This is a genomic window from Mitsuaria sp. BK041 (genome assembly GCF_014193085.1).
Lineage (GTDB): Bacteria > Pseudomonadota > Gammaproteobacteria > Burkholderiales > Burkholderiaceae_C > Roseateles.
Window position 1 is genome coordinate 1,689,217 of the sequence record NZ_JACHYT010000002.1, and the last position, 22,529, is coordinate 1,711,745.

Consider the following 22,529-nt stretch of genomic DNA (forward strand, 5'->3'; position numbering starts at 1 on the left):
GGCGCGCGGTCGTCCCCCATCGGAACGCACCGACTGTAGGCTGCGGCACGGCACCGATTCATGTCGACGCCGGTCGGAGATCCCTGACTTTTTTGCACAAATAACAACGCATCGGGTCAGCATTCATTGCCTGGCGCGGTGCAACGGCCCAACAATCGCCGGCCATGGACCGCCTCAAACAGATCGAGTCCTTCGTGCTGGTCGCGACCAAGGGCAGCCTGACGGCCGCGGCGCAGGCCGAAGGCGTGGCACCCGCGGTGATGGGCCGCCGCCTCGACGCGCTGGAGGCGCGGCTGGGCGTGAAGCTGCTGCTGCGCACGACCCGCAAGCTGACGCTGACGCATGAAGGCATCGCCTTCCTGGAGGACTGCCAGCGCCTGCTGGTCGAGTTCGCCAGCGCTGAAGCCAGCGTCAGCGCGGGCGGCGTGAAGGCCAGCGGTCATCTGCGCATCACCGCGCCGGCGGGTTTCGGCCGTCGTCACGTCGCGCCGCTGGTCCCGGCCTTCCTCGCGCGGCATCCGGAGGTCAGCGTCTCGCTGAACCTCAGCGACCGGGTGGTCGACATCGTCAACGAGGGTTTCGACTGCGCGGTGCGGGTGGGGGATCTCAGCGATTCCAGCCTGATCAGCACGCGGCTGGCTGACAACCGACGGCTGTGCGTGGCTGCGCCGTCCTACCTGCGGCGTGCCGGCACGCCGCGGCATCCGTCCGAGTTGATGCGGCACGAGTGCCTGACCTTGAGTTCCGACGCCAGCCAGACGCGCGGCTGGGCCTTCCGGGTGGACGGGCAGGTGCAGCATCTGCGGCCGAGCGGTCGGCTCGATTGCAGCGACGGCCAGGTGTTGCACGACTGGTGCCGGCAAGGCCTCGGGCTGGCGTGGCGCAGCACCTGGGAGGTGGCCGCGGCCTTGCGCGCCGGTGAACTGGTCAGCGTGCTGGACGATTTCGCGGCGCCGCCGAACGGCATCTTCGCCGTGCTGCCCCAGCGCAAGCACCTGCCGCTGCGGGTGAGGCTCTGGATAGACTTCCTGAAGGAACACTACGGCAGCGCCGAGTACTGGACGCGTGCCGCCACCTGGGAGACCTCATGACGCTCGAAGCCCTGCTCGCCGGTCTGCACATCCTGGCGATCCTCAGCCTGGTCGTATTCCTGTCGAGCCAGGCGGCGCTGTGCCGTACCGAATGGATGAACGCGGCGGTGGTGCGTCGACTGTCGCGGCTGGACATGATCTACGGCATGACCGCGGTTGCGGTGCTGCTGACGGGCTTTGCGCGGACGTGGTGGGGCATGAAGGGGCTGGGCTGGTACTGGGGCCAGCCACTGCTGCACCTCAAGTTCGGGCTGTTCGTGGTGATCGGCCTGATCTCCATCAAGCCGACCTTGACCTACCGCCGCTGGCTCAAGGCCTTGGACGGCGGTGGTGGTCTGCCGAGCGACACCGAGGTGCGTGCGACGCGACGCCTGGTCATGATCCAGGCCCACTTGCTGATGCTGATCCCGATCGCGGCGGTGATGCTCGCGCGCGGCGTGCTGACCAAGTGAACGCACCGCAACGGGGCCGATAGAACCGCTGAGATCGGCCGAGTGAACTGCGAAATCGGCCGAGTGACGCGACGCTGCATCGGGTGCTCCGCTAGGCGCAAACCGCAGCCATAGCGGCGCTATGGCGAGGATTTGCAACAACGCGGAGCGCCCGATGCGGCGTCGCGTGTCACTTGGCCGAGAGGCAGTCTTTCATGAAGGCCTTGCGCTCTTCGCCGGTCTTGCCCTTGGCCTCGGCGTTGCAGGTCGTCATCTTGGTTTGCTGGGCGGTCTTGGCCGGCGCGGTTTCGCCCTTGAGGCAGCTGCTCATGAAGGCCTTGCGTTCGTCGCCGGTCTTGTCCTTGGCGTCGGCGTTGCAGGACTTCATCAGCTGCTGTTGCTTGAGCTGCTTCTCGGACGGCGCTTTCTTGGCATCGTCCGCGGCGTGCGCGCCCAGGGCGGCCAGCGCCAGCAGCGCGCCGGCGAACAGCGAGGTCGGGGTCAGGCGTTTCATCACTCTCTCCTATGGGGCTACAGGGGGTTGGGGAAGGACCTGGGGGCAGTGGAGCACACCGGCGAGCGGCCCTCAATAGCGGTTGATGCCGGTCAAGAGCCGCGCTGACTCGGGTCGGTTGACGCGGATGCGAGCCCGGCCTGGAAGAACTGGTGGGCGCCTGACTCACATGATCCGGCGCGGAGACGCCAGCGCCTCATGCGCAAGATGGAGTCGCCTGACCAGGACCTGGATGAATGCGCGGTCGAACCGGTGCTGGCACTCGGGGCTGAGCTGTCCCAGCGAATCCGGCGTGAAGGACACGGTTGTACAAAGTTGGGTCACCCGGATGTCGGTGCTGTGGCGCCGCAGGTCGGGATTCGGCGCGAGGTAGGCCATCTCGCCCACCGAGGTGCCGGTGCCCAGCGTCGCGACCAGCGCGCCGTCGCGCCAGACCTCCACCTCACCCTGCGTGATGATGTGGAAGGTGTTGCCCTCCTGGCCCTTCTTGAACAGCAGGTGGTCCAGCGGATAACGCCGCCAGCGCGCGCGTCGCACCACTTCCCACAGCTCGACGTCGCCAAAGCCGGCGAAGAACTCCAGGTCGCGCAGGAGGTTGAAGCGCTCCGAGTCCTTGACCTCGTTGAGTCGCGCCAGCGGCACCAGCTGCCGGGCCACCAGCTCCGACAGCGCCTGGCCGAAGGCCTCCCAGTCGGCATGGCGCTCGTGCGGATGCTTGGCCAGCGCCTTCTGGATGACCGCGTCCAGCTCCGGCGTCACGCCCCCGCGCTGGCCCAGCAGCGGCTGCGGCGCCTGGTGGTAGATCTGATGCATCAGCGCCATCTGGTTGGGCGCGTCGAAGGGCGGGCGGCCGCAGACCATGTGGTACAGCACCGCGCCCAGCGAATAGATGTCCGCCTGCGCGCCCACGTCGCCGCCCTCGATCTGCTCCGGCGGCATGTAGGCCAGCGAGCCGACCCGGTGCACCTGCGTCATGTCGGCATTGAGGTTGAGCGCGCTGCCGAAGTCGCTGACCTTGACGTCGGTCACCTGGCCCTGGCTGTCGAGCACCGCCAGCAGGTTGGCAGGCTTGATGTCGCGGTGGACCACGCCCTGGCGGAACACGTAGGACAGCGCCATCGCGCACTTGAAGCCGAGCTCGACGATCTGGTCCAGCGGCAGCAGCCGGTCGTTGCGGCAGAAGTGCTTGAGCGTCACACCATGGACGTACTCCATGACGAGGTAGGGCAGGTCGCCGTCCTGCACCGCGTCCAGGATCTGCACCACGTTCGGATGCTGGAGTCGGCCCGCCAGCGCGGCCTCGGCGGCGAAGAAGCGGATGCTGAGCGTGTCCTCTTCCGCCGGGCCGCCGCCGGACCAGGCGCGCATGCGTTTGATCGCGACTTCCTGGCCCTTGAAGTCGTCCATCGCCAGGAAGACGTCGCTGGTCGCGCCCTCGCCCAGTCGGCGCAGCACGCGGTACTTGCCGATCTGCTCCGGCAGGTCGGCCAGACCGCCGAGCGTCGAATCGGTGAAGCTGGCGGGGCGTGGATCGACGGGGGCGCTCATCGGAGGGGCATCCTGCCCCACGAGGAGGGCGCCGGCAAGGGGGCGTACGGCCTCTTACGGGGGAGGTCCCCTAAAATGCGGCGCCATGATCCAAGCCAAGCAGGAATTGCTCGCCGCCCTCGGCACCGTGCTCCAGGGCCTGAGCCAGGAGGCTGTCGACGCCGGCCTCGTCGCCGCCGCGCCGGTGGCCGCATTCGAGACCCCCAAGCAAGCCTCCCATGGCGATTTCGCCTGCACGGCCGCGATGCAGCTGTCCAAGGCGCTGAAGAAGAACCCGCGCGAACTGGCGACGACGCTGATCGCCCAGCTGCAGGCGCAACCGGCCTTCGAGCGCTGGGTCGACGCGCTGGAGATCGCCGGCCCCGGCTTCATCAACATCCGCCTCAAGCCCGTGGCCAAGCAGGCCGTGGTGAGCGAGGTCTTCGCCGCGGCCGAGCGTTTCGGACACCAGCCCCGGCGCGACACCTCGGCGCTGGTCGAGTTCGTGTCCGCCAACCCGACCGGGCCGCTGCACGTCGGCCATGCCCGCCAGGCGGCGCTGGGCGATTCGCTGTGCCAGCTGTTCGCGACCCAGGGCTGGAACGTCAGCCGCGAGTTCTATTACAACGACGCGGGCGTGCAGATCGGCACCCTCGCGCGCAGCACGCAGCTGCGCGCCCAGGGGGTCAAGCCAGGCGATCCGGTCTGGCCGACCGATCCCGGGAATCCCGAGAGCAAGAACTTCTACAACGGCGACTACATCCAGGACATCGCCGACGCCTTCTTGCGCAAGGAGACGGTGAAGGCCGACGATCGCGAGTTCACCGCGTCGGGCGACCCGGAGGACCTCGATTCGATCCGCCAGTTCGCCGTCGCGTTCCTGCGCCACGAGCAGGACCTGGACCTGCAGGCCTTCGGCCTGCGCTTCGACAACTACTTCCTCGAGTCCTCGCTGTACACCGGCGGCCAGGTCGAGGACGCGGTCGCGCGCATGATCGCCAACGGCAAGACCTATGAGGAGGGCGGCGCGCTGTGGCTGCGCTCCACCGAGTACGGCGACGACAAGGACCGCGTGATGCGCAAGTCCGATGGCACCTACACCTACTTCGTGCCGGACGTCGCCTACCACGTGAACAAGTTCAAGCGTGGCTTCTCGAAGTGCATCAACATCCAGGGCACCGACCACCACGGCACGATCGCCCGGGTGCGCGGCGGCCTGCAGGCCACCGGCGTGGGCATCCCCGAGGGCTTCCCGGACTACGTGCTGCACAAGATGGTCACGGTCATGAAGGGCGGCGAGGAGGTCAAGATCTCCAAGCGCGCCGGCAGCTACGTCACGCTGCGCGACCTGATCGAATGGACCAGCCGCGACGCGGTGCGCTTCTTCCTGATCAGCCGCAAGGCCGACACCGAATTCGTCTTCGACGTCGACCTCGCGCTCAAGGCCAATGACGAGAACCCGGTGTTCTACGTGCAGTACGCGCATGCGCGGATCTGCTCGGTGCTGCGCAAGGGCGCGGAGCAGGGCCACGACGCAGCCTCGGTCGCCGGCGCCGACCTCTCGCTGCTGACCGCGCCGACCGAGTACGCGCTGATGCTCAAGCTGGCGGACTACCCGCGCATGCTGGCCTCCGCCGCGCAAGACCTGGCCCCGCACGACGTGGCGTTCTACCTGCGCGACCTGGCGGGCGCGCTGCACAGCTACTATGGCGCCGAACGCGTGCTGGGCGACGACCCGGCCCTGACGCGCGCGCGCCTGGCGCTGCTGGCCGCGACGCGGCAGGTGATGCGCAACGCGCTGGCGGTGCTGGGGGTGTCGGCCCCGGACGCGATGGAACGTGACTCGCAGGAGCAGCAATGAGCAAAGAAAAGCAGCGTGGCGGATTCGCCATGGGCCTGATCGTGGGCCTGCTGCTGGGGCTTGGGATCGCGCTGGGCGTGGCCCTGTACGTGACGAAGGCGCCGGTGCCGTTCGTCAACAAGCTGCCGCAACGCACCGCGGAGCAGGACGCCCAGGAAGCCGAACGCAACCGCAACTGGGATCCGAATGCGCCGCTGGCCGGCCGCGCCGGCGCGAAGGCCGCCTCGGGCGTGGTGACGCCGGCGGTCGTGCCGCCGCCCGCGCAGACGCCGCAGGTCACCGCCGGTCCGACGGCCGCGCCGGCCGTCGAGGGCCGTTCCGCCGAGCGCGCGCCCGCCGCGCAGCCGCAGGCCCAGACGACGCCCACGCCGGCCGCCAGGCCCGAGCAGCGGCCCGCCGAGACGCGCACTGCCGACGGCGCCCGCGCCGACGGGTCGCGCGGCAGCTTCTTCGTCCAGGCCGGCGCCTACACCCGCATGGAGGACGCCGAGCAGCAGCGCGCCAAGCTGGCCATCCAGGGGTTCTCGGCCAAGGTGATGGAACGCGAACAGGCGGGCCGCACCGTCTTCCGCGTGCGCCTGGGACCGTTCGACACCCGCGACGAGGCCGAAGCGCAGCAGAAGAAGCTCGAAGGGGCCGGCGTCGAGGCCAACCTCGTCGCGATCCAGCGCTGAGCCACCGAGCGGTGGTTAATGCCACCCTAAGTTTGACTTTCTAGGATGGCCGGCCGCCGCGCTGCCGGTCGCCGCGGAACTACCAAGGAATCGAAGATGAAGCGTCGCGAATTCAACACCCTCACGGCCCTGTCGACCGCCGCGGGCGGTGGCCTGCTGCTGAGCGGCGCGCCCGCCCAGGCGCAGGGCGGCCCGATCGAAGGCCGCCAGTACCAGCGCCTGGCCAAGCCGGTGCCCGGCTCGACGCCCGGCAAGATCGAGGTGATCGAGTTCTTCTGGTACGGCTGCCCGCACTGCTACGTCTTCGAACCGACGATCGAGGCCTGGGCCAAGCAGCTGCCCGCCGACGTCGTCTACCGCAAGGTCCACGTGGCCTTCCGCGCGAACGTGAAGATCCACCAGCAGATGTTCGTGACGCTGGAGGCGATGGGCAAGGAGGCGCAGGTGCGCCCGGCCATCTTCAACGCCATCCATCGCGGCGGCCAGAGCCTGACCGACGTGGACGCGATGGCCAAGTTCCTGGCGCCGCTGGGCGTGGACCCGGCCAAGTTCAAGGAGACCTACAACTCCTTCACCGTGCAGACCCGCGTGCAGCAGGCGACGAAGCTGCAGGACCAGTACAACATCGACGGCGTGCCCACCGTCGCGATCGGCGGGCGCTTCCTGACCTCGCCGGCGATGGCCGGTTTCGGCCTGCGCGTCAGCGAGGAAGAACTGGGCCAGCGCTGCATCGCCGTGGCCAACTTCCTGCTGCCGCTGGCCCGCAAGGGCTGAGCGCCCACGGGCGCCGCGCCAGCGCGGACGCTCTGCGCTCCCTCCAAAGCGCTCCCTCGAAAGCGCCCCTCATGGGGGCGCTTTCTGCTTTCTGCGGGACTCTCGCCCGGCCCCTCTCTTGGGGGTGGCTCCGCGTCGGCCCTTGCGCGCCGAGGGCGGTTGCGCTTAAAGTGATATCACCTTTTTGGAGGAGCTGGTGATGAGCACGACCGCAGTCCCGAAGAACAAGCCCTCGCCCGGCGCGGCGCCGACGCCGCTGGAGCGGCGCGCCGGCACGGCCAACGGTTATGCCGCGCTGCTCATCGGCCTGGGCCTGCTGGCCTTCGCGATCTGGCGCTTCGCGGCGCTCGGCCATGGCGCGGTCGGCCTGCCGCAGCTGGCCTTGGTGATGACCGGCGTCATCTTGCTGACCGGCCTGTACATCCAGCAGCCCAACGAGGCCCGCGTGCTGACGCTCTTCGGCCGCTACGTCGGCACCGACCGCACGCCCGGCCTGCGCTGGACGATCCCGCTGTTCATGATGAAGCGCCGCCTGTCGCTGCGCGCCCGCAACCTCGACGCGCCGACGCTGAAGGTCAACGACAAGCGCGGCAACCCGGTCGAGATCAGCGCCGCCGTGGTCTGGCGGGTCGAGGACACGGCCCGCGCCGTGTTCGAGGTCGACGACTTCGAGCAGTACGTCAGCATCCAGGCGGAGGCGGCGATCCGGCATGTCGCCTCGCAATTCGCCTACGACGAGGGCGATGACCTCGACAGCCGCGAGATCACCCTGCGCGCCGGCGCCGACGAGGTGATGGCCGCGATGATCGCGGAGCTGCAGGCGCGCCTGCAGCCAGCGGGTGTCAGCGTCGAGACGGCGATGCTCACCCACCTGGCCTACGCCCCCGAGATCGCCCAGGTGATGCTGCGCCGGCAGCAGGCCGAGGCCATCATCAGCGCCCGCAAGAAGATCGTGCACGGCGCGGTCAGCATGGTCGAGGAGGCGCTCAAGGGCCTGAGCGAGCGGGAGATCGTCCAGCTCGACGACGAACGCAAGGCGGCGATGGTCTCCAACCTGCTGGTGGTGCTGTGCTCCGACAAGGACACGCAGCCCATCGTGAACGCGGGGACGCTCTACAACTGAGCGGCGGGCGCAGATGGCCAGTCCCGCGAAGAAGCAATTCCCGCTGCGCCTCGATCCCGCGCTGTGGGAGGAGATCGAGCGGCTGGCCGCGATCGAGCTGCGCTCGTCCAATGCCCAGATCGAGTTGTTGCTGCGGGAGGCGCTCAAGCGCCGCGGCATCAAGCCGGCGCCTTCCCCGGCGGCGCGTCGCGGACGCCCTCCGGCCGGCGCTGCCGAGGACACCGGGCAGGCGATGGACGACGCGGCGCCACAAGCCGACTCCAGCGACGAATAACCCGGCCGTCATCCGTGGCATTCGGGGCCTGCGGCGGGTTTCGCACGACCGTGCTAACTTGCGCGCCATGGAAGCCAAGACCGCCCGCAGCGAACTGACGCAGAGCGCCATCGTCGATGTCGCGCTGGAGATGGCCCGCCTCGACGGCCTGGACAGTCTCTCGATCGGCGAGGTCGCCAAGCGCCTGAACCTGTCCAAGAGCGGCGTCTTCTCGCGCATCGGCTCGCGGGAGGCGCTGCAGGCCGCGGTGCTGGACGCTTTCGAGAAGACCTTCCAGCAGGAGGTCATCCTGCCGGCGCTGCGCGAGCCGCGCGGCCTGCCCCGCATGGACGCGATGGTGCGCGCCTGGTTGGGGCGCGTGGGCGGGCCGCACGGCAACTGCCTGTACGTGGCGGGCGCCTTCGAATACGACGACCGCGACGACGCCATGCGCGAGCGGCTGCTCGACGGTGTCCGGCGCTGGCGCTCGACGCTGCGCCGCACGCTGGTCCAGGCGCAGGACGCGGGACAGCTGCGCGAGGACGCGGATCTCGATCAACTGATCTTCGAGCTGGACGGCCTCTTCACCGCGCTGGTCCGCGAAGTGCGCTTCCTGCGCACGCCGGATGCGGTCGAGCGGGCCTGGACCAGCTATCGGCGCCTGATGGCGCCGATGCTGACGGCGCCGGCCGCCTCGGCCTCAGAAGCCTCCCGCTGACCCACACGCCATGCCACCGCCCGTCCCCAATCCCTGCCTCAATTTCGCACGCTCGTGCGAACTGATTCGTTTCCCTCTTCCCTGAGCCCAAGGAGCCCTGCCATGACCATCCTGCTGATCCTGAGCCTGCTGACCGGCGGCGCGCTGTGGCGCGCCTGGGTGTCGTGGCGCCGGCTGCTGCGCATGCTGCCGCGCCACAACCGCGACATGGTGCTGTTCTGAGCGGCGGCGCGTGCATCGCATGCGCCATCCCGTCAAGCCTCCGCCGGGCCGCCTGGTCACGGGATATGCCCGGAGTGGCGATGTGATGGGGCCTCCTTACACTCCCTGGCTTGTCCCGTTGAGGAAAGTCCATGGCGTGGTTGATGCGCTGGCGGCCCGTGACCGTCGGCCCCGAGAAGGCGATTGCCCCCGATGAACGCCTGTCCTGGCCGCAGACCGCGGCGCTCGGCCTGCAACATGTGATCGCCATGTTCGGTGCCACCGTGCTGGCGCCGCTGCTGATGGGTTTCGATCCCAACGTCGCCGTGCTGATGAGCGGCGTGGGCACGCTGCTGTTCTTCTTCCTGACCGACGGCCGGGTGCCGAGCTACCTGGGCTCGAGCTTCGCGTTCATCGGCGTCGTCATCGCCGCGACCGGGTATGCCGGCAGCGGCCCCAATCCCAACCTGCCGCTGGCGCTGGGCGGCATCGTCGCCTGCGGCGTGCTGTACACGGCGATCGGCCTGCTGGTCTCGGCCACCGGCAGCGGCTGGGTCGAGCGACTGATGCCGCCGGTGGTGACCGGCGCGGTGGTGGCGGTGATCGGCCTGAACCTGGCGGCGGTCCCGATCAAGAACATGGCGCCGACGCCCTTCGACGCCTGGATGCAGGCCGCGACCTTCCTCAGCGTCGCGCTGGTGGCGGTGCATGCGCGCGGCATGCTGCAGCGGCTGCTGATCCTGGCCGGCCTGGTCCAGGCCAGCCTGATCTACGCGCTGCTGACCAACGGCTTCGGCCTGGGCACGCCCATCGATCTCAGCAAGGTCGCGGCCGCGCCGTGGTTCGGGCTGCCCAGCTTCCATGCGCCGGTCTTCGACGGCGCGGCGATGCTGATGATCGCGCCGGTGGCGCTGATCCTGGTGGCCGAGAACCTGGGCCACCTGAAGGCCGTGGGCGCGATGACCGGGCGCGACATGTCGCCCTTCCTGGGCCGCGCCTTTGTCGGTGACGGCCTGGCGACCATCGCCAGCGGTGCGGTCGGCGGTACCGGCGTCACCACCTACGCCGAGAACATCGGCGTCATGGCCGCCACCCGTATCTACTCGACCGCCGTCTTCGTCTTCGCCGCGCTGATGGCGCTGGTGCTGGGTTTCTCGCCGAAGTTCGGCGCGCTGATCCAGGCCATCCCGCTCGCGGTGATGGGCGGCGTCAGCATCGTCGTGTTCGGCCTGATCGCGATCGCTGGCGCCCGGATCTGGGTCGACCATCAGGTCGATTTCCGCGACCCGCGCAACCTGATGGTGGCGGCCATCACGCTGGTGATCGGCACCGGCGACTTCACCTTGAAAATGGGTGGGTTTACCCTGGGTGGCATCGGAACTGCCACCTTCGGCGCGATCCTGCTGCATGCGCTGCTGCGGCGAGGCCGCACGGACTGACCCCACGCCGCGTGCGCGGGCGCCGACTCGTGCAGGCTTCACGGGAACCCGGGGATCGGCGCTCAAGTCACGAGACCTACCACTCGACATCAGCACGATGAGCATGCTTGGGGTGTTGCGAGCAACGGAGCAAGCGAGGACGGCCACTGGCCGGGCCGGCGCACGCACGCGCGCGCGCGCGCCAGAATGGGCCGCCGCGCTCCTGGCGCTCGCCTTGAGCCTGGCGATGCCGCTGCTGAGCGGCTGCGGGCCGCAGGGCGGCGCCGACAGCCGCGACGCGGCGGCCTCCGCCACCGGCGTCCAGGACCGGGCGCTGCAGGCCGAGCTCGAGCAGCAGGAACGCATCGCCTCGGCGCACCCGCGCGAGCACCTGCGCGAGCTGCAGGCGATCGAATCCCGTGCCGCGCCGGGCAGCGCCGAGCGGCTGGAAGCCCTGAGCCAGCGCGCCGCGCTGCTCGCCCAGCTGCGGGACCGCAGCGGCCACGAGGCCGCGGTGGAAGCGCTGAAGGCCTGGCCGGAGAGCTCGCCGGTGCGCGCGCAGATTCCACTGGCCCTGATGCTGGCGCGGGCGCAATGGCTCAAGGCCAATGGCGAACTGGGCGCCGGCGTGCGCCTGCTGGGCGGCCTCGCCGACATGGACGCGGCCCAGGCCGACCGCCGGATGCTGTGGCGCGCGACCGAGCTGCGCGCCTACATGCAGGGGGACTACGGCGAGGTCGACGCTGCGGTCGAAAGCGGCCTGAAGGCGCTGGAGCAGGCGCGCGCGATGGGCTCGCGCTGGCGGGCCGCCACCAACGACGCCACGCTCGCCTTCAACTATTTCCGCAGTCAGCAGTTCGACCATGCCCTGCGTGCCGCGCGCGAGGCGCTCGAGACGGCGCAGCAGGACCCGGATCCGGTGCTGATGTACTCGGTCTACACCATCCTGGGCATCGTCCACTCGCAGGACGAGGACCCGCGGCTGAGCCAGCAGGCCCGCGAGCAGGCGCTGCAGTACGCCCGCGAGGCGCAGGCGCCCGGCCTGCAGGCGCTCGCGCTGGGCAACCTGGCCGACTACGAACTGCGCAGCGGCAACTACGCCCGGGCGCTGGAGCTGTCGACGCAGAGCCTGGCGCTGGCGCATGAGGGCGGCGAGATCTCGACCGAGATCCTGGCGCGCCACAACATGGGCATCGCCAAGATCGGGCTGAAGCGGCTGGACGAGGGCAAGCGCGACGTGCTGCAGGCCATCACGATGGACGCGCAGCGCGAGGCCGGCAGCTACACCGCCGAGGCCTGGCTGGAGCTGGGCGGCTACCTGGAGAAGGTCGACGACCTGCCCGGCGCGGTCGACGCCTACCACCGCGCGCGCAAGGAGTTCGACGCGGTGCTGCGCGACGAGACCCGCAAGGCGGTGCTCGAGGCGCAGGCGCGCTTCGAGGACCAGCAGCGCCAGCGCGAGATCCGGCTGCTCAACCAGGACAACAGCCTCAAGGCCGAGCAGATCCGCACCCGCGACCTGCAGCTCAAGCTCTGGGCGGAGGTCGGTGGCTGCGTGCTGCTCTCGGGCGCCTTGCTGGCGCTGGCCTACCGGCGCATCCGGCGTACCAACGCCGCGCTCGCGCAGACCAACGAATCGCTGCGCGTGCAGAGCGAGCGCGACCCGCTGACCGGCCTCGCGAACCGGCGCCATTTCCAGCAGGCCATCGCGCAGCGCACGCGCGAAGGCGGCCTGCGCGGTAGCCTGTTCCTGATCGACATCGACCACTTCAAGCGCATCAACGACCAGTGGGGCCATGCGGCCGGCGACACCGTGCTGGTCGAGGTCGCGCGGCGCCTGAGCAGCGTGCTGCGCGAGCAGGACCTGGTCGTGCGCTGGGGCGGCGAGGAGTTCCTGATCCTGGTGAACTCCGAGGCCACCGAGGATGCGCGCCAGCTCGGCCAGCGCCTGCTCGACCAGATCGGCGGGCAGCCGGTCGACCACGGGCCGCTACGCATCCCGATCAGCGCGTCGATCGGCTTCGCCAGCTTCCCGATGGCGCCGCAGGACCTGACGCTCGAATGGGAGCGGGCGATCGACCTGGTCGACACCGTGATGTACATGGCCAAGGCGCATGGCCGCAACAAGGCCTACGGCGTGGCGGCGATGCAGGCCCGCGACCGCGACCAGCTGCTGGCCCTGGCCGGCCGCATCGAGGCCGCCTGGCACCAGGGCCAGGTGCAGCTGGTCAGCCTGCTCGGCCCGGTGCAGGAGGGGCGCGCATGATCCGGCCGCTCGCCGCCGTCGTGAAGGCCACGCTGCTGGCCATGCTGCTGAGCGGCGCGGCCGCGTGGGCGGCGATCCCCGACCGTGCGCTGGACGCGCAGCTCGTGCAACTGGACCGCTACGGCTACAACGAGCCGGAGAAGGCCGCGCAGCAGCTGCGCGCGCTGGCGGCGGACCCGGCGCACGCCGGTCAACGCCTGCACCTCGACTACGCGCTCGGCCGCAACGCCGTCTACGCCGGGCATCCGGAGACGGTGCGCCGCATCGCGGCGGACCTGGAGCAGCGGCCCGGCGGCCAGCCGCTGGCGCGCATGCTGCTGGCCGAGCTGCAGGACCGACAGGGCCAGACCGGCCGCTCGGGCGACATGGCGCGGCAGGCGCTCGAGGCCCTGTCGCCGCCCTGCCCGTCGCAGGCGGCGCAGGCGGTGCCGCCCAACTGCGACGCGCGCGTCGCGCTGCAGGCCCTGCGGCTGATCGCGCGCGCGCAGGGCGCGCGGGGCGAGTACGCCTTCGCCGACACCTCGCTGCGCCGCGCGCTGGCGCTGGCCCAGGCGCTGCAGGACCACACCGCGACCGGCGCGATGATGGGCTCGCTCGCGGTGAACAGCCAGGTCCGCGACGAGACCGCGGCGGCGCAGCAGTGGATGACGCAGGCCTGGCAGATGGCGCAGGGCGATGCGTCCGCGATGAGCCGGGCGAAGATGGTCGAGTCCATGGTCGCGTCGCGACGCGGCGATCGCAACCAGCAGCTGGCGGCGCTCGAGGATGCGCTGCGGCTGGCCCAGCAGTCGGGCGGACGGCGCGACGTCGCGCTGCTGCAGAACAACCTGCTCGACGCCTACATCCACACCGACCAGGCCGCCAAGGCGGTGCAGCTGGCGCGGCTGGCGCTGCCGGTGGTGCAGTCCTACAACGACCAGACGGTCGAGCGCACGCTGCGCCACAACCTGTCGGTCGCGCTGGTGCTGCAGCGCCAGTTCGAGCCGGCGCGGCGCGAGGTCGCTCGGGTGCTCGAGCTGGCGCAGGGCGACTTCGATCCGGTGCGCCGCGCGCTGCAGCTGCGCGAGCTCGGCGAGGCCTACGCCAAGGTCGGGCAGTGGAAGGAGGCGCTGCGGCTCTATCACGAGGAGCGCGCGCTGAGCGCGGAGACGGCCCGGCGCAACCGCGACTCCGCGCTGCAGCAGCTGCGGCTCAAGTACGACAGCGAGGCCAGGCAGCGCGACCTGGAGCTGCTGCGCCGCGAGCAGACGCTCAAGGACCGCGAGCTCGGCAACCGGCGGCTGGCGCAGTACGTCGGCGTCGGGCTGGCGGCGCTGCTGGGGCTGTCGCTGATCCTGATGGGCGTGATGCTGGCGCGCGTGCGCGAGGCCAACCGCAGGCTCAAGGCCAACCAGAGCCTGCTGCGCGCCCAGAGCGAGCGCGACCCGCTGACGGACCTGGCCAACCGGCGCCACTTCCTCGCGGTCATGGACCGCCATGCCAAGGACGTGTTCACCGGCGCGCTGCTGATGATCGACATCGATCACTTCAAGCATGTCAACGACCGCCACGGCCACGCGGCCGGCGACGCGGTGATCGTCGAGGTCTCGCGGCGCATCGCGCAGGCGGTGCGGGCGGAGGACCTGGTGGTGCGCTGGGGCGGCGAGGAGTTCCTGGTCTTCGCCCGCAACGTGGCGCCGGACCAGCTGCAGCTGCTGGCCGAGCGCATCCTCTTCATCGTCGGCGAGCAGCCGGTGCAGACCGCAGCCGGCGCGCTGCGGGTGACCTGTTCGATCGGCTTCGCGCATTTCCCGCTGCCGCCGGCCCAGCTCGCCCTGCATTGGGAACAGGCCGTCAACTGGGCGGACATGGCGCTCTACACGGCCAAGTCGCAGGGCCGCAACCGCGCGCGCGGCATCGTGACCGTCGAGGCCGGCGACGCGCAGGCGCTGATCCAGATCGAGGCCGACTTCGATGCCGCCTGCAGCTCCGAGCGGGTGCAGCTGCAGACCCTCCTCGGTCCGGAGCCGCCCGGGTTGCCGGAGTCGGCGGCGTCGGTGGAGTCGGCGGACTAGCCGGGCGGGACGGACATCCCCGCCGCATCACGATCGCATCGCCGCCGACGACCCGCATCGAGATCACCACGAGGAGACGTTCCATGAGCCTGAACCGTCGCGCGTTGCTCGCGCTGTCCTCCGCGGCCTGTCTGCCGGGCCTGGCCCGCGCCCAGCAGGGCTGGCCTGTGCGGCCGCTGCGCATCGTCGTGCCCTTCCCGCCGGCCGGCACCACCGACCTGCTGGCCCGCGCGATGGCGCCCGAGCTGCAGAAGGCCCTGGGCCAGCCGGTGATCGTCGAGAACAAACCCGGCGCGGGCGGCAACACCGGCTCGGCCGAGGTGGCGCATGCGACCGACGGGCACACGCTGCTGATGGGCACCGTGGGCACGCATGCGATCAATGCCTCGCTCTATCCCAAGATGCCCTTCGACCCGGTCAAGGACTTCGCGCCGGTCACGCTGGTCGCCGCGGTGCCCAATGTGCTGGTGCTGAATCCGGCCAACGCGCAGAAGTACGGCATCCAGAGCGTCGCCGACCTGGTGCGCGTGGCCAGGGCTCAGCCGGGCAAGCTCAACATGTGCTCGAGCGGCAACGGCACGTCGATCCACCTGGCGGGTGAGCTGTTCAAGAGCCTGACGGCCACCTACATGATCCATTTCCCGTATCGCGGCTCGGGACCGGCGCTGCTGGACCTGATGGGCGGGAACATGGACCTGATGTTCGACAACCTGCCTTCGGCGTTGCCGCACATCCGGTCGGGCAAGCTCAAGGCGCTCGCGGTCACGAGCGCGCGCCGCAGCGAGGCGCTGCCCGAGCTGCCCACGATCGCGGAGAGCGGCGTGCCGGAGCTCAAGGCCTTCGAGGCCTCGTCCTGGTTCGGGTTGCTGGCGCCGGCGGCGCAGCCGGCGGATCAGGTCGCGCGGGTGCAGCGCGAGGCCGCGAAGGCGCTGGCGACGCCGGCGATCCGGGAGCGCCTGGCGTCGCAGGGCGCCGTGCCGGGCGGTGGCACCAGTGCGGAGTTCGCCGCGCTCATCGCGAGCGAGACCGCCAAGTGGGCCAAGGTCGTGAAGGCCTCGGGCGCCAAAGTGGATTGACACCCGGATCGGTGAGCTTCAGATCTTGAAGTCGTAATCGATCGTCAGCGGCGCGTGGTCGCTGAAGCGCTGGTCGAGGTAGATGGCCTCGCGGGTGGCCAGGTGCGCCATGCCGGGCGTGGCGAGGTGGTAGTCCAGGCGCCAGCCCACGTTCTTCGCCCAGGCCTGGCCGCGGTTGCTCCACCACGTGTACTGGTCGGGCTTGTCGTTGAGCGTGCGGAACACGTCGACCAGGCCCACGTCCTGCTCCAGCAGCTTGGTCATCCAGGCCCGTTCCTCGGGCAGGAAGCCGCTGTTCTTCTGGTTGCCCTTCCAGTTCTTGAGGTCGATCTCCTTGTGGGCGATGTTGACGTCGGCCACCAGGATGAACTCGCGCTCGGCGCGCAGCGCCATCAGGTAGGGGTACATCTCCGCGAGGAAGCGGAACTTCGCGGCCTGGCGTTCCTCGCCGCTGGAGCCGCTCGGGAAATAGCAGCTGATCAGGCTCAGCTTGCGGCCGGGCTTGTCGAAGCGCTTCTCGACCCAGCGGCCTTCCAGGTCGAACTCCGAGCTGCCGAAGCCGACGATGACATCGCTGGGCGTCTCCTTCGTGTAGAGCCCCACCCCGGAGTAGCCCTTCTTCTGGGCGTAATGGAAGTGGCCGCTGAGGGTGTCGTAGCCGGCGAACTGCGACTCGACGACGTCGGCCTGCGCCTTCAGTTCCTGGACGCCGACCACGTCGGCCTGCTGCGGCGGCAGCCAGTCGAACACGCCCTTGGTGGCGGCGGAGCGGATGCCATTGAGGTTGAGGGTGATGAAGCGCATGGAGGGGGCCCCTGGAAGAGGGCGGCAGTATCGCAAAGCCGCCTGCCAAAGATGACAGCAGCCGCCCCACGCGTTCGCGAGGCCCGGGAGCTGCACCACATGGCGCGGTGGGCGTGCGCCGTCCACGCCCATTCGGGCGACACGCGAGCGGGTGCAGTGTTTGGACAACAGAAAACGCACCACCGAGGTGCGTGGGGTGACGTGTTTATGACGAACTTGCTAGATTCGCGTCCACCGCGCTACCCCGCACCCACATTTTTGCCAGCTGTGAACCCGGAGCACCCCTCGGGACACCGCCGGCCTCCCCCCGGTTTCCCCCATCCTTCCCCCGGAGTTCCATCCATGAATCGATTCGCCACCCAGCGCGCTGCCGTCCCGGCCCTGCGCGAGGCCGCCGCGGCCGTGTCGCTGGCCCTGCTCGCCTGGCCCGCGCTGGCCCAGGACGCCACCGACGCGCCGGCCAAGGAGAAGGGCCAGCTGGAGACGGTGACCATCACCGCCGAGCGCCGGGTCGAGAACATCAAGGAAGTGCCGAACGCGGTCAGCAAGATCTCCGGCGAGAAGCTGGACGTGCTGAACTCCGGCGGCCAGGACATCCGTTTCCTGTCGGGCCGCGTGCCCAGCCTGAACATCGAATCCTCGTTCGGCCGCGCCTTCCCGCGCTTCTACATCCGCGGCTACGGCAACACCGACTTCCGCCTGAACGCGTCGCAGCCGGTCTCGCTGGTCTATGACGACGTGGTCCAGGAGAACCCGATCCTCAAGGGCTTCCCCGCCTTCGACCTGGCCGGCGTCGAAGTGGTGGCCGGTCCGCAGGGCACGCTCTACGGCCGCAACACGCCGGCCGGCGTGGTCAAGTTCGATTCGGTGAAGCCCTCGCAGCGCCAGGAAGGCTACCTGAACGTCTCCTACGGCAACTACGGCACGATGAGCCTGGAAGGCGCCGCCAACGTGCCGCTGACCGGCGACTGGGCCGCCCGCATCTCGGCGCAGATCCAGCACCGCGACGACTGGGTCAAGAACCAGGTCCCGACCGGCAAGACCGGCGAGATGGAAGGCTATGACGACCGCGCCCTGCGCGTGCAGGCGCTGTACCAGCCGCACAAGGACTTCAGCGCGCTGTTCAACTTCCACGGCCGCGACCTGAAGGGCAGCGCGCGCGTGTTCCGCGCGTCGATCATCAAGCCCGGCACCAACGACCTGGTCGACGGCTTCGATCCCGAGAAGTCCTACACCGACGGCGTCAACGAGCAGACCCTGCACGCCACCGGCGGCAGCGCGCGCCTGCGCTGGGGCCTGGGCCAGATCAACCTGTACTCGATCACCGGCTACGAGTCGGTGCGCCCGTTCAGCCGCGGCGACGTGGACGGCGGCTACCTCTATGGCGGCACCAAGCCGTTCACGCAGGAAGGCCAGGCCAGCTTCCCGGCCGAGTCGTCCAGCTCGATGAGCGGCCACCGTCAGATCACGCAGGAGTTCCGCGTCGAGTCCGCCGCGGCCGGCCCGCTGCGCTGGCAAGGCGGCCTGTACTTCTTCGACGAGCGCTACACCGCGCGCAGCACCGACTACACGACCTCGACCGGCCTGGCCGCCGGCTACGTCGACACGTACCAGAAGAACACCGCGTGGGCGGCGTTCGGCTCGGTGAACTACGCGGTCACGCAGGACTTCTCGCTGCGTGGCGGCCTGCGCTACACGCATGACAAGAAGGACGTCAACGTCACCAGCAGCTACACCGACCTGAACACCAGCACCGGCGTGTCGGCCAACACCGCCGACAAGAAGTGGAACTGGGACGTCTCGGGCACCTACGCGCTGACCAAGGAGACCAACCTGTACGCCCGCGTGGCCACCGGCTTCCGCGCGTCGTCGGTGCAAGGTGCGTCACGTTTCGCCGGCCAGTCGCAGGCGACGCCGGAGAACATCACCTCCTACGAGGTGGGCGTGAAGTCGGACTTCTGGGATCGCCGCGCCCGCCTGTCGGCCAGCGCCTTCACCTACACGGTCAAGGACCTGCAACTGACCGCCGTCGGCGGCCAGAGCAATGCCAACCGCCTGCTCAACGCGAAGAAGGCCGAAGGCAATGGTGTCGAGCTCAACCTGGAAGTCCTGCCGATCGACCAACTGCTGATCACCGTCGGCGGCAGCCTGAACAACACCAAGATCAAGGACCCGAGCCTGACGCTGCCGGCCTGCGGCGGCGGCTGCACGATGGTGGACCCACTGGCGGCTGGTTCGACGACCAACTACAGCATCGACGGCAACGTGCTTCCGAACGCGCCGAAGTGGGTGGCCAACCTGACCGCCCGTTACTCCATCCCGACCGCAGCGGGCAACGAGTTCTACATCTATACCGACTGGGCCTATCGCTCGAAGGTCAACTTCCTGCTGTACGAAGCCAAGGAGTTCACCGGCAAGTCGCTGACCGAAGGCGGCCTGCGCGTCGGCTACGTCTGGAACAACGGCAAGTACGAGGTGGCGTCCTTCGTCCGCAACATCACGAATCAGGTCCGCGTGACCGGCGTGATCGACTTCAACAACCTGACGGGCTTCATCAACGACCCGCGGACCTACGGCGTGCAGTTCAAGGCGATCTTCTGATCGGCTGAACGACACCGCTGATGTGCTGCGGCTTCGGCCGCGCGCCCTGCAAGAAGCAGGCCCGCTCCGGCGACGGAGCGGGCCTTCTTTTTGCTTGGTATGCCTGGATTCCAGCGACAGCGTGTCCTGTGAAGCGCCCGGGCCGCGCCAAACCCCGGTCCTACAATTCCGCCCCACTTTCACTGTCACGTCTCGACGTCGCGCCCGCCATGACCACCGCCGCTCCCCAGGACGCCCTGGCCCAGGAATTCGTCGCCTTCGCCGTGGACACCGGCGTGCTGCGCTTCGGCGAGTTCAAGACCAAGGCGGGCCGCCTCAGCCCGTATTTCTTCAACGCCGGCCTGTTCGACGACGGCCTGAAGGTCGGCCGCCTGGCCCAGTTCTACGCGCAGCGGCTGCTGGACTCGGGCCTGGCCTTCGACATGATCTTCGGCCCCGCCTACAAGGGCATCACGCTGGCCGCGGCCGTCGCCATCGAGCTGGCGCGCCTGGGCCACAACAAGCCCTTCGCCTACAACCGCAAGGAAGCCAAGGACCATGGCGAGGGCGGCACGCTGGTCGGCGCCAAGGTGCAGGGCCGGGTGCTGATCATCGATGACGTGATCTCGGCCGGCACCTCGGTGCGCGAATCCATCGCGACGATCCAGGCCGCGGGCGCCACGCCCTGCGGCGTGACGATCGCGCTGGACCGCCAGGAGAAGGCCGCCGAGAACGGGCAGGACCTGCCATGGTCGGCGGTACAGTACGTGCGCGACCAGCTGAAGCTGCCGGTGGTCGCGATCGCAGGGCTGTCCGACCTGCTCCAGTATCTGCAGACGACCAGCAGTACCGCCGTCTCCGCGCACGCGGCGGCGGTCCATGCCTACCGCGATCGCTACGGAGTCTGATGCGTCCTTCCATCTCACGCCGCCTGCTGTCCCGACCGGCCGCGCCCGCGGCGCTCGTTGGCGCCCTGATGCTGGGCGGCAGCCTCGCGGGTCCGGCCCTGGCGCAGACCAAGGCGCCGTCGTCGCCGACCATCTACACCTGCACGACGCCCGATGGCCGCCGGCTGACCTCCGATCGGCCGATCCCCGAGTGCCAGACGCGCGAACAGCGCCTGCTGAATTCCGACGGCTCGGTGCGGCGGATGGTGCCGCCGGCGATGTCGCCCGAGGAGCAGGCCTCCGCCGAGCAGCGCCGACGCGCCGAGGAAGTGCAGCGCTCCGCGCAGCAGGACGCGGTCCGGCGCGACCGCAACCTGCTGCAGCGCTACGCCGACCAGGCCGCGCACCAGAAGGCACGCGAGGCCGCGCTCGACGACGTCCGCGAGGCGATGCGGCAGTCCGAGAAACGCCTGCAGGCACTCGCCATCGAGCGCAAGCCGCTGCTGGACGAGGCCGAGTTCTACAAGGGCAAGCGGGTGCCGTTCAAGCTGCAGCATCAGCTCGAGGCCAACGAAGCCGCGGCGGCCGCGCAGCGCGAATCGATCGAGAACCAGAAGGCCGAGATCGGACGCGTGAACAAGTTCTATGACGATGAACTGTCCCGCCTGAAGCGGCTGTGGGCCGGCGCCGCGCCGGGCTCGCTGGAAAAAGCGGCGCCGCAGGCACCGTCCGCCAGCGGGCGCTGACAGCGTCGACTCCAAAAAAAGAACGCCGGTGGAGCGATCCACCGGCGTTCTGCTTTTCAGCGGCCTGATCAGGCGCCGAGCTTCTTCTTCAGCAGCTCGTTCACGGCGGCCGGATTGGCCTTGCCCTTGGTCGCCTTCATCGCCTGGCCGACCAGCGCGTTGAACGCCTTCTCCTTGCCGGCGCGGAACTCCTCGACCGACTTGGCGTTGGCCGCCAGCACCTCGTCCAGGATGCGCTCGAGCTCGCCGGTGTCGCTCATCTGCTTGAGGCCCTTGGCTTCGATCAGCGCGTCGACGTCCTGGCCTTCGCCGGTCCACAGCGCCTCGAAGACCTGCTTCGCCGCGTTGTTGGAGATCGTGCCGTCCTGGATGCGCTTGATCAGCGCGGCCAGCAGCGCCGGCGTCACCGGGGCGTCGTCGATGGCGCGCTCCTCGGTGTTGAGGCGCCGCGAGATCTCGCCCATCACCCAGTTGGCGACCAGCTTCGGCGCGCCGCAGGCCTCGCGCGCGGCCTCGTAGAAGCGGGCCGTCGCCAGGCTCTGCGTCATCATCGTCGCGTCGTAGGCCGGCAGGCCGTCGACCTCCTGGAAGCGCGCCGCCATCACCGACGGCAGCTCTGGCATCTCGCCGCGCACGCGCTCGACCCAGTCGGCGCCGATCATCAGCGGCGGCAGGTCCGGGTCCGGGAAGTAGCGGTAATCGGCCGCATCCTCCTTGGTCCGCATCGCGCGGGTCTCGCCGGTGTCCGGGTTGTAGAGCACCGTCGCCTGCTGGATCTCCAGGCCGTCCTCGATCTGGTCGATCTGCCAGTTGACCTCGTAGTTCACCGCGTCGACGAGATAGCGGAAGCTGTTCAGGTTCTTGATCTCGCGCCGCGTGCCGAAGGGCTCGCCGGGCTTGCGCACCGAGACGTTGACGTCGCAGCGGAACGAGCCTTCCTGCATGTTGCCGTCGCAGATGCCCAGCCACATCACCAGCGCGTGCAGCGTCTTGGCGTACTCGACGGCTTCGGCGCCGGAGCGCATCTCGGGCTCGGACACGATCTCCAGCAGCGGTGTGCCGGCGCGGTTCAGGTCGATGCCCGACTGGCCGTGATAGTCCTCGTGCAGGCTCTTGCCGGCGTCCTCCTCGAGGTGGGCGCGCGTCAGCTTCACGACCTTCTTCTCGTCGCCGACGAAGAACTCGATCTGGCCGCCCTGCACGACGGGGATCTCGTACTGGCTGATCTGGTAGCCCTTGGGCAGGTCGGGATAGAAGTAGTTCTTGCGGGCGAAGATGGACAGCGGCGCCACCTTCGCGCCGACCGCCAGGCCGAAGCGGATCGCGCGCTCGACGGCGCCGCGGTTCAGCACCGGCAGCGTGCCCGGCAGCGCCAGGTCCACCGCGCTGGCCTGCGTGTTGGGCGCCGCGCCGAATGCGGTCGACGAACCGCTGAAGATCTTCGAGACGGTCGAGAGTTGGACGTGGTTCTCCAGGCCGATCACGACCTCGTAGCCCCGCACCAGTTGGCTGTTCTTGCTCATCGCTTGCT

General features: G+C 69.5%; 19 protein-coding genes. 15 read left to right on the forward strand and 4 right to left on the reverse strand.

From position 1 onward, the window contains the following. Positions 1-164: 164 nt before the first annotated feature. Positions 165-1,091, forward strand: a complete 927-nt coding sequence (locus tag FHT38_RS23310) for a LysR family transcriptional regulator (protein ID WP_183493372.1) — start codon at positions 165-167, stop codon at positions 1,089-1,091. Then, positions 1,088-1,543: a DUF2214 family protein gene (locus FHT38_RS23315; RefSeq protein ID WP_183483785.1), complete on the forward strand. Its 456-nt coding sequence runs from the start codon at positions 1,088-1,090 to the stop codon at positions 1,541-1,543. Before FHT38_RS23310 ends, FHT38_RS23315 begins: the two co-directional genes overlap by 4 nt. Positions 1,544-1,712: 169 nt before the next feature. On the opposite strand, the gene FHT38_RS23320 is transcribed toward FHT38_RS23315, so the two are convergent. Next, the gene (locus FHT38_RS23320) at positions 1,713-2,036 is read right to left on the reverse strand and encodes a PsiF family protein (RefSeq protein ID WP_183493373.1); all 324 of its coding nucleotides are present in this window, start codon (positions 2,034-2,036) and stop codon (positions 1,713-1,715) included. 165 nt (positions 2,037-2,201) lie between these two features. Beyond that, complete coding sequence (locus tag FHT38_RS23325; RefSeq protein ID WP_091730183.1) at positions 2,202-3,584, reverse strand: serine/threonine-protein kinase; 1,383 nt, start codon at positions 3,582-3,584, stop codon at positions 2,202-2,204. Positions 3,585-3,669: 85 nt separating this feature from the next. Between FHT38_RS23325 and argS the strand changes: the two genes are divergently transcribed. The 10 genes from argS to FHT38_RS23375 all read left to right on the forward strand — a co-directional run bounded on the left by argS (position 3,670) and on the right by FHT38_RS23375 (position 15,981). Beyond that, the gene (gene argS, locus FHT38_RS23330) at positions 3,670-5,424 is read left to right on the forward strand and encodes an arginine--tRNA ligase (RefSeq protein WP_091730186.1); all 1,755 of its coding nucleotides are present in this window, start codon (positions 3,670-3,672) and stop codon (positions 5,422-5,424) included. Further along, positions 5,421-6,098, forward strand: coding sequence for an SPOR domain-containing protein (locus tag FHT38_RS23335; RefSeq protein WP_183483791.1), 678 nt, complete (start codon positions 5,421-5,423; stop codon positions 6,096-6,098). The genes argS and FHT38_RS23335 overlap by 4 nt, the downstream gene beginning before the upstream one ends. A 96-nt stretch (positions 6,099-6,194) precedes the next feature. Continuing rightward, positions 6,195-6,872, forward strand: coding sequence for a thiol:disulfide interchange protein DsbA/DsbL (locus FHT38_RS23340; RefSeq protein ID WP_183493374.1), 678 nt, complete (start codon positions 6,195-6,197; stop codon positions 6,870-6,872). Positions 6,873-7,071: 199 nt separating this feature from the next. Further along, positions 7,072-7,995 (forward strand): SPFH domain-containing protein, encoded by a 924-nt coding sequence (locus FHT38_RS23345; RefSeq protein WP_183493375.1) that lies wholly within the window; start codon positions 7,072-7,074, stop codon positions 7,993-7,995. Positions 7,996-8,008: 13 nt separating this feature from the next. Continuing rightward, positions 8,009-8,269 (forward strand): toxin-antitoxin system HicB family antitoxin, encoded by a 261-nt coding sequence (locus FHT38_RS23350; protein WP_183493376.1) that lies wholly within the window; start codon positions 8,009-8,011, stop codon positions 8,267-8,269. A 67-nt stretch (positions 8,270-8,336) separates the two neighbouring features. Beyond that, positions 8,337-8,966, forward strand: a complete 630-nt coding sequence (locus FHT38_RS23355) for a TetR/AcrR family transcriptional regulator (protein ID WP_183493377.1) — start codon at positions 8,337-8,339, stop codon at positions 8,964-8,966. Positions 8,967-9,319: 353 nt separating this feature from the next. Further along, on the forward strand, positions 9,320-10,606 hold the full coding sequence (locus FHT38_RS23360; RefSeq protein ID WP_183493378.1) for a solute carrier family 23 protein: 1,287 nt from the start codon (positions 9,320-9,322) through the stop codon (positions 10,604-10,606). Positions 10,607-10,820: 214 nt separating this feature from the next. Further along, entirely contained in the window at positions 10,821-12,851 is a 2,031-nt protein-coding gene (locus tag FHT38_RS23365; protein ID WP_183493379.1) for a GGDEF domain-containing protein, read from the forward strand. Next, complete coding sequence (locus FHT38_RS23370) at positions 12,848-14,905, forward strand: diguanylate cyclase (protein ID WP_183493380.1); 2,058 nt, start codon at positions 12,848-12,850, stop codon at positions 14,903-14,905. The genes FHT38_RS23365 and FHT38_RS23370 overlap by 4 nt, the downstream gene beginning before the upstream one ends. An 83-nt stretch (positions 14,906-14,988) precedes the next feature. Further along, a complete protein-coding gene (locus tag FHT38_RS23375) occupies positions 14,989-15,981 on the forward strand; it encodes a tripartite tricarboxylate transporter substrate binding protein (RefSeq protein WP_183493381.1) in 993 nt (330 codons plus the stop codon). A gap of 18 nt (positions 15,982-15,999) precedes the next feature. Here FHT38_RS23375 and FHT38_RS23380 read toward each other — a convergent pair whose 3' ends face one another. Next, on the reverse strand, positions 16,000-16,785 hold the full coding sequence (locus tag FHT38_RS23380; protein ID WP_183493382.1) for an exodeoxyribonuclease III: 786 nt from the start codon (positions 16,783-16,785) through the stop codon (positions 16,000-16,002). Positions 16,786-17,127: 342 nt separating this feature from the next. On the opposite strand from FHT38_RS23380, the gene FHT38_RS23385 reads away from it, so the two are divergent. The 3 genes from FHT38_RS23385 to FHT38_RS23395 all read left to right on the forward strand — a co-directional run bounded on the left by FHT38_RS23385 (position 17,128) and on the right by FHT38_RS23395 (position 20,998). Beyond that, positions 17,128-19,386: a TonB-dependent receptor gene (locus FHT38_RS23385; protein WP_183493383.1), complete on the forward strand. Its 2,259-nt coding sequence runs from the start codon at positions 17,128-17,130 to the stop codon at positions 19,384-19,386. A gap of 209 nt (positions 19,387-19,595) precedes the next feature. Next, positions 19,596-20,273, forward strand: coding sequence for an orotate phosphoribosyltransferase (gene pyrE / locus FHT38_RS23390; protein WP_183493384.1), 678 nt, complete (start codon positions 19,596-19,598; stop codon positions 20,271-20,273). Further along, complete coding sequence (locus FHT38_RS23395; RefSeq protein WP_255488897.1) at positions 20,273-20,998, forward strand: hypothetical protein; 726 nt, start codon at positions 20,273-20,275, stop codon at positions 20,996-20,998. The genes pyrE and FHT38_RS23395 overlap by 1 nt, the downstream gene beginning before the upstream one ends. A gap of 68 nt (positions 20,999-21,066) precedes the next feature. On the opposite strand, the gene gatB is transcribed toward FHT38_RS23395, so the two are convergent. After that, positions 21,067-22,521, reverse strand: a complete 1,455-nt coding sequence (gene gatB / locus FHT38_RS23400; RefSeq protein WP_091730242.1) for an Asp-tRNA(Asn)/Glu-tRNA(Gln) amidotransferase subunit GatB — start codon at positions 22,519-22,521, stop codon at positions 21,067-21,069. Positions 22,522-22,529: the final 8 nt, after the last annotated feature.

Excerpts from the sequence above, each read along its gene's own strand:
- FHT38_RS23310 (WP_183493372.1), top strand. The coding sequence starts at position 165 with ATGGACCGCCTCAAACAGATCGAGTCCTTCGTGCTGGTCGCGACCAAG.
- FHT38_RS23315 (WP_183483785.1), top strand. The coding sequence starts at position 1,088 with ATGACGCTCGAAGCCCTGCTCGCCGGTCTGCACATCCTGGCGATCCTC.
- FHT38_RS23320 (WP_183493373.1), bottom strand. The coding sequence starts at position 2,036 with ATGAAACGCCTGACCCCGACCTCGCTGTTCGCCGGCGCGCTGCTGGCG.
- FHT38_RS23325 (WP_091730183.1), bottom strand. The coding sequence starts at position 3,584 with ATGAGCGCCCCCGTCGATCCACGCCCCGCCAGCTTCACCGATTCGACG.
- argS (WP_091730186.1), top strand. The coding sequence starts at position 3,670 with ATGATCCAAGCCAAGCAGGAATTGCTCGCCGCCCTCGGCACCGTGCTC.
- FHT38_RS23335 (WP_183483791.1), top strand. The coding sequence starts at position 5,421 with ATGAGCAAAGAAAAGCAGCGTGGCGGATTCGCCATGGGCCTGATCGTG.
- FHT38_RS23340 (WP_183493374.1), top strand. The coding sequence starts at position 6,195 with ATGAAGCGTCGCGAATTCAACACCCTCACGGCCCTGTCGACCGCCGCG.
- FHT38_RS23345 (WP_183493375.1), top strand. The coding sequence starts at position 7,072 with ATGAGCACGACCGCAGTCCCGAAGAACAAGCCCTCGCCCGGCGCGGCG.
- FHT38_RS23350 (WP_183493376.1), top strand. The coding sequence starts at position 8,009 with ATGGCCAGTCCCGCGAAGAAGCAATTCCCGCTGCGCCTCGATCCCGCG.
- FHT38_RS23355 (WP_183493377.1), top strand. The coding sequence starts at position 8,337 with ATGGAAGCCAAGACCGCCCGCAGCGAACTGACGCAGAGCGCCATCGTC.
- FHT38_RS23360 (WP_183493378.1), top strand. The coding sequence starts at position 9,320 with ATGGCGTGGTTGATGCGCTGGCGGCCCGTGACCGTCGGCCCCGAGAAG.
- FHT38_RS23370 (WP_183493380.1), top strand. The coding sequence starts at position 12,848 with ATGATCCGGCCGCTCGCCGCCGTCGTGAAGGCCACGCTGCTGGCCATG.
- FHT38_RS23375 (WP_183493381.1), top strand. The coding sequence starts at position 14,989 with ATGAGCCTGAACCGTCGCGCGTTGCTCGCGCTGTCCTCCGCGGCCTGT.
- FHT38_RS23380 (WP_183493382.1), bottom strand. The coding sequence starts at position 16,785 with ATGCGCTTCATCACCCTCAACCTCAATGGCATCCGCTCCGCCGCCACC.
- FHT38_RS23385 (WP_183493383.1), top strand. The coding sequence starts at position 17,128 with ATGAATCGATTCGCCACCCAGCGCGCTGCCGTCCCGGCCCTGCGCGAG.
- pyrE (WP_183493384.1), top strand. The coding sequence starts at position 19,596 with ATGACCACCGCCGCTCCCCAGGACGCCCTGGCCCAGGAATTCGTCGCC.
- FHT38_RS23395 (WP_255488897.1), top strand. The coding sequence starts at position 20,273 with ATGCGTCCTTCCATCTCACGCCGCCTGCTGTCCCGACCGGCCGCGCCC.
- gatB (WP_091730242.1), bottom strand. The coding sequence starts at position 22,521 with ATGAGCAAGAACAGCCAACTGGTGCGGGGCTACGAGGTCGTGATCGGC.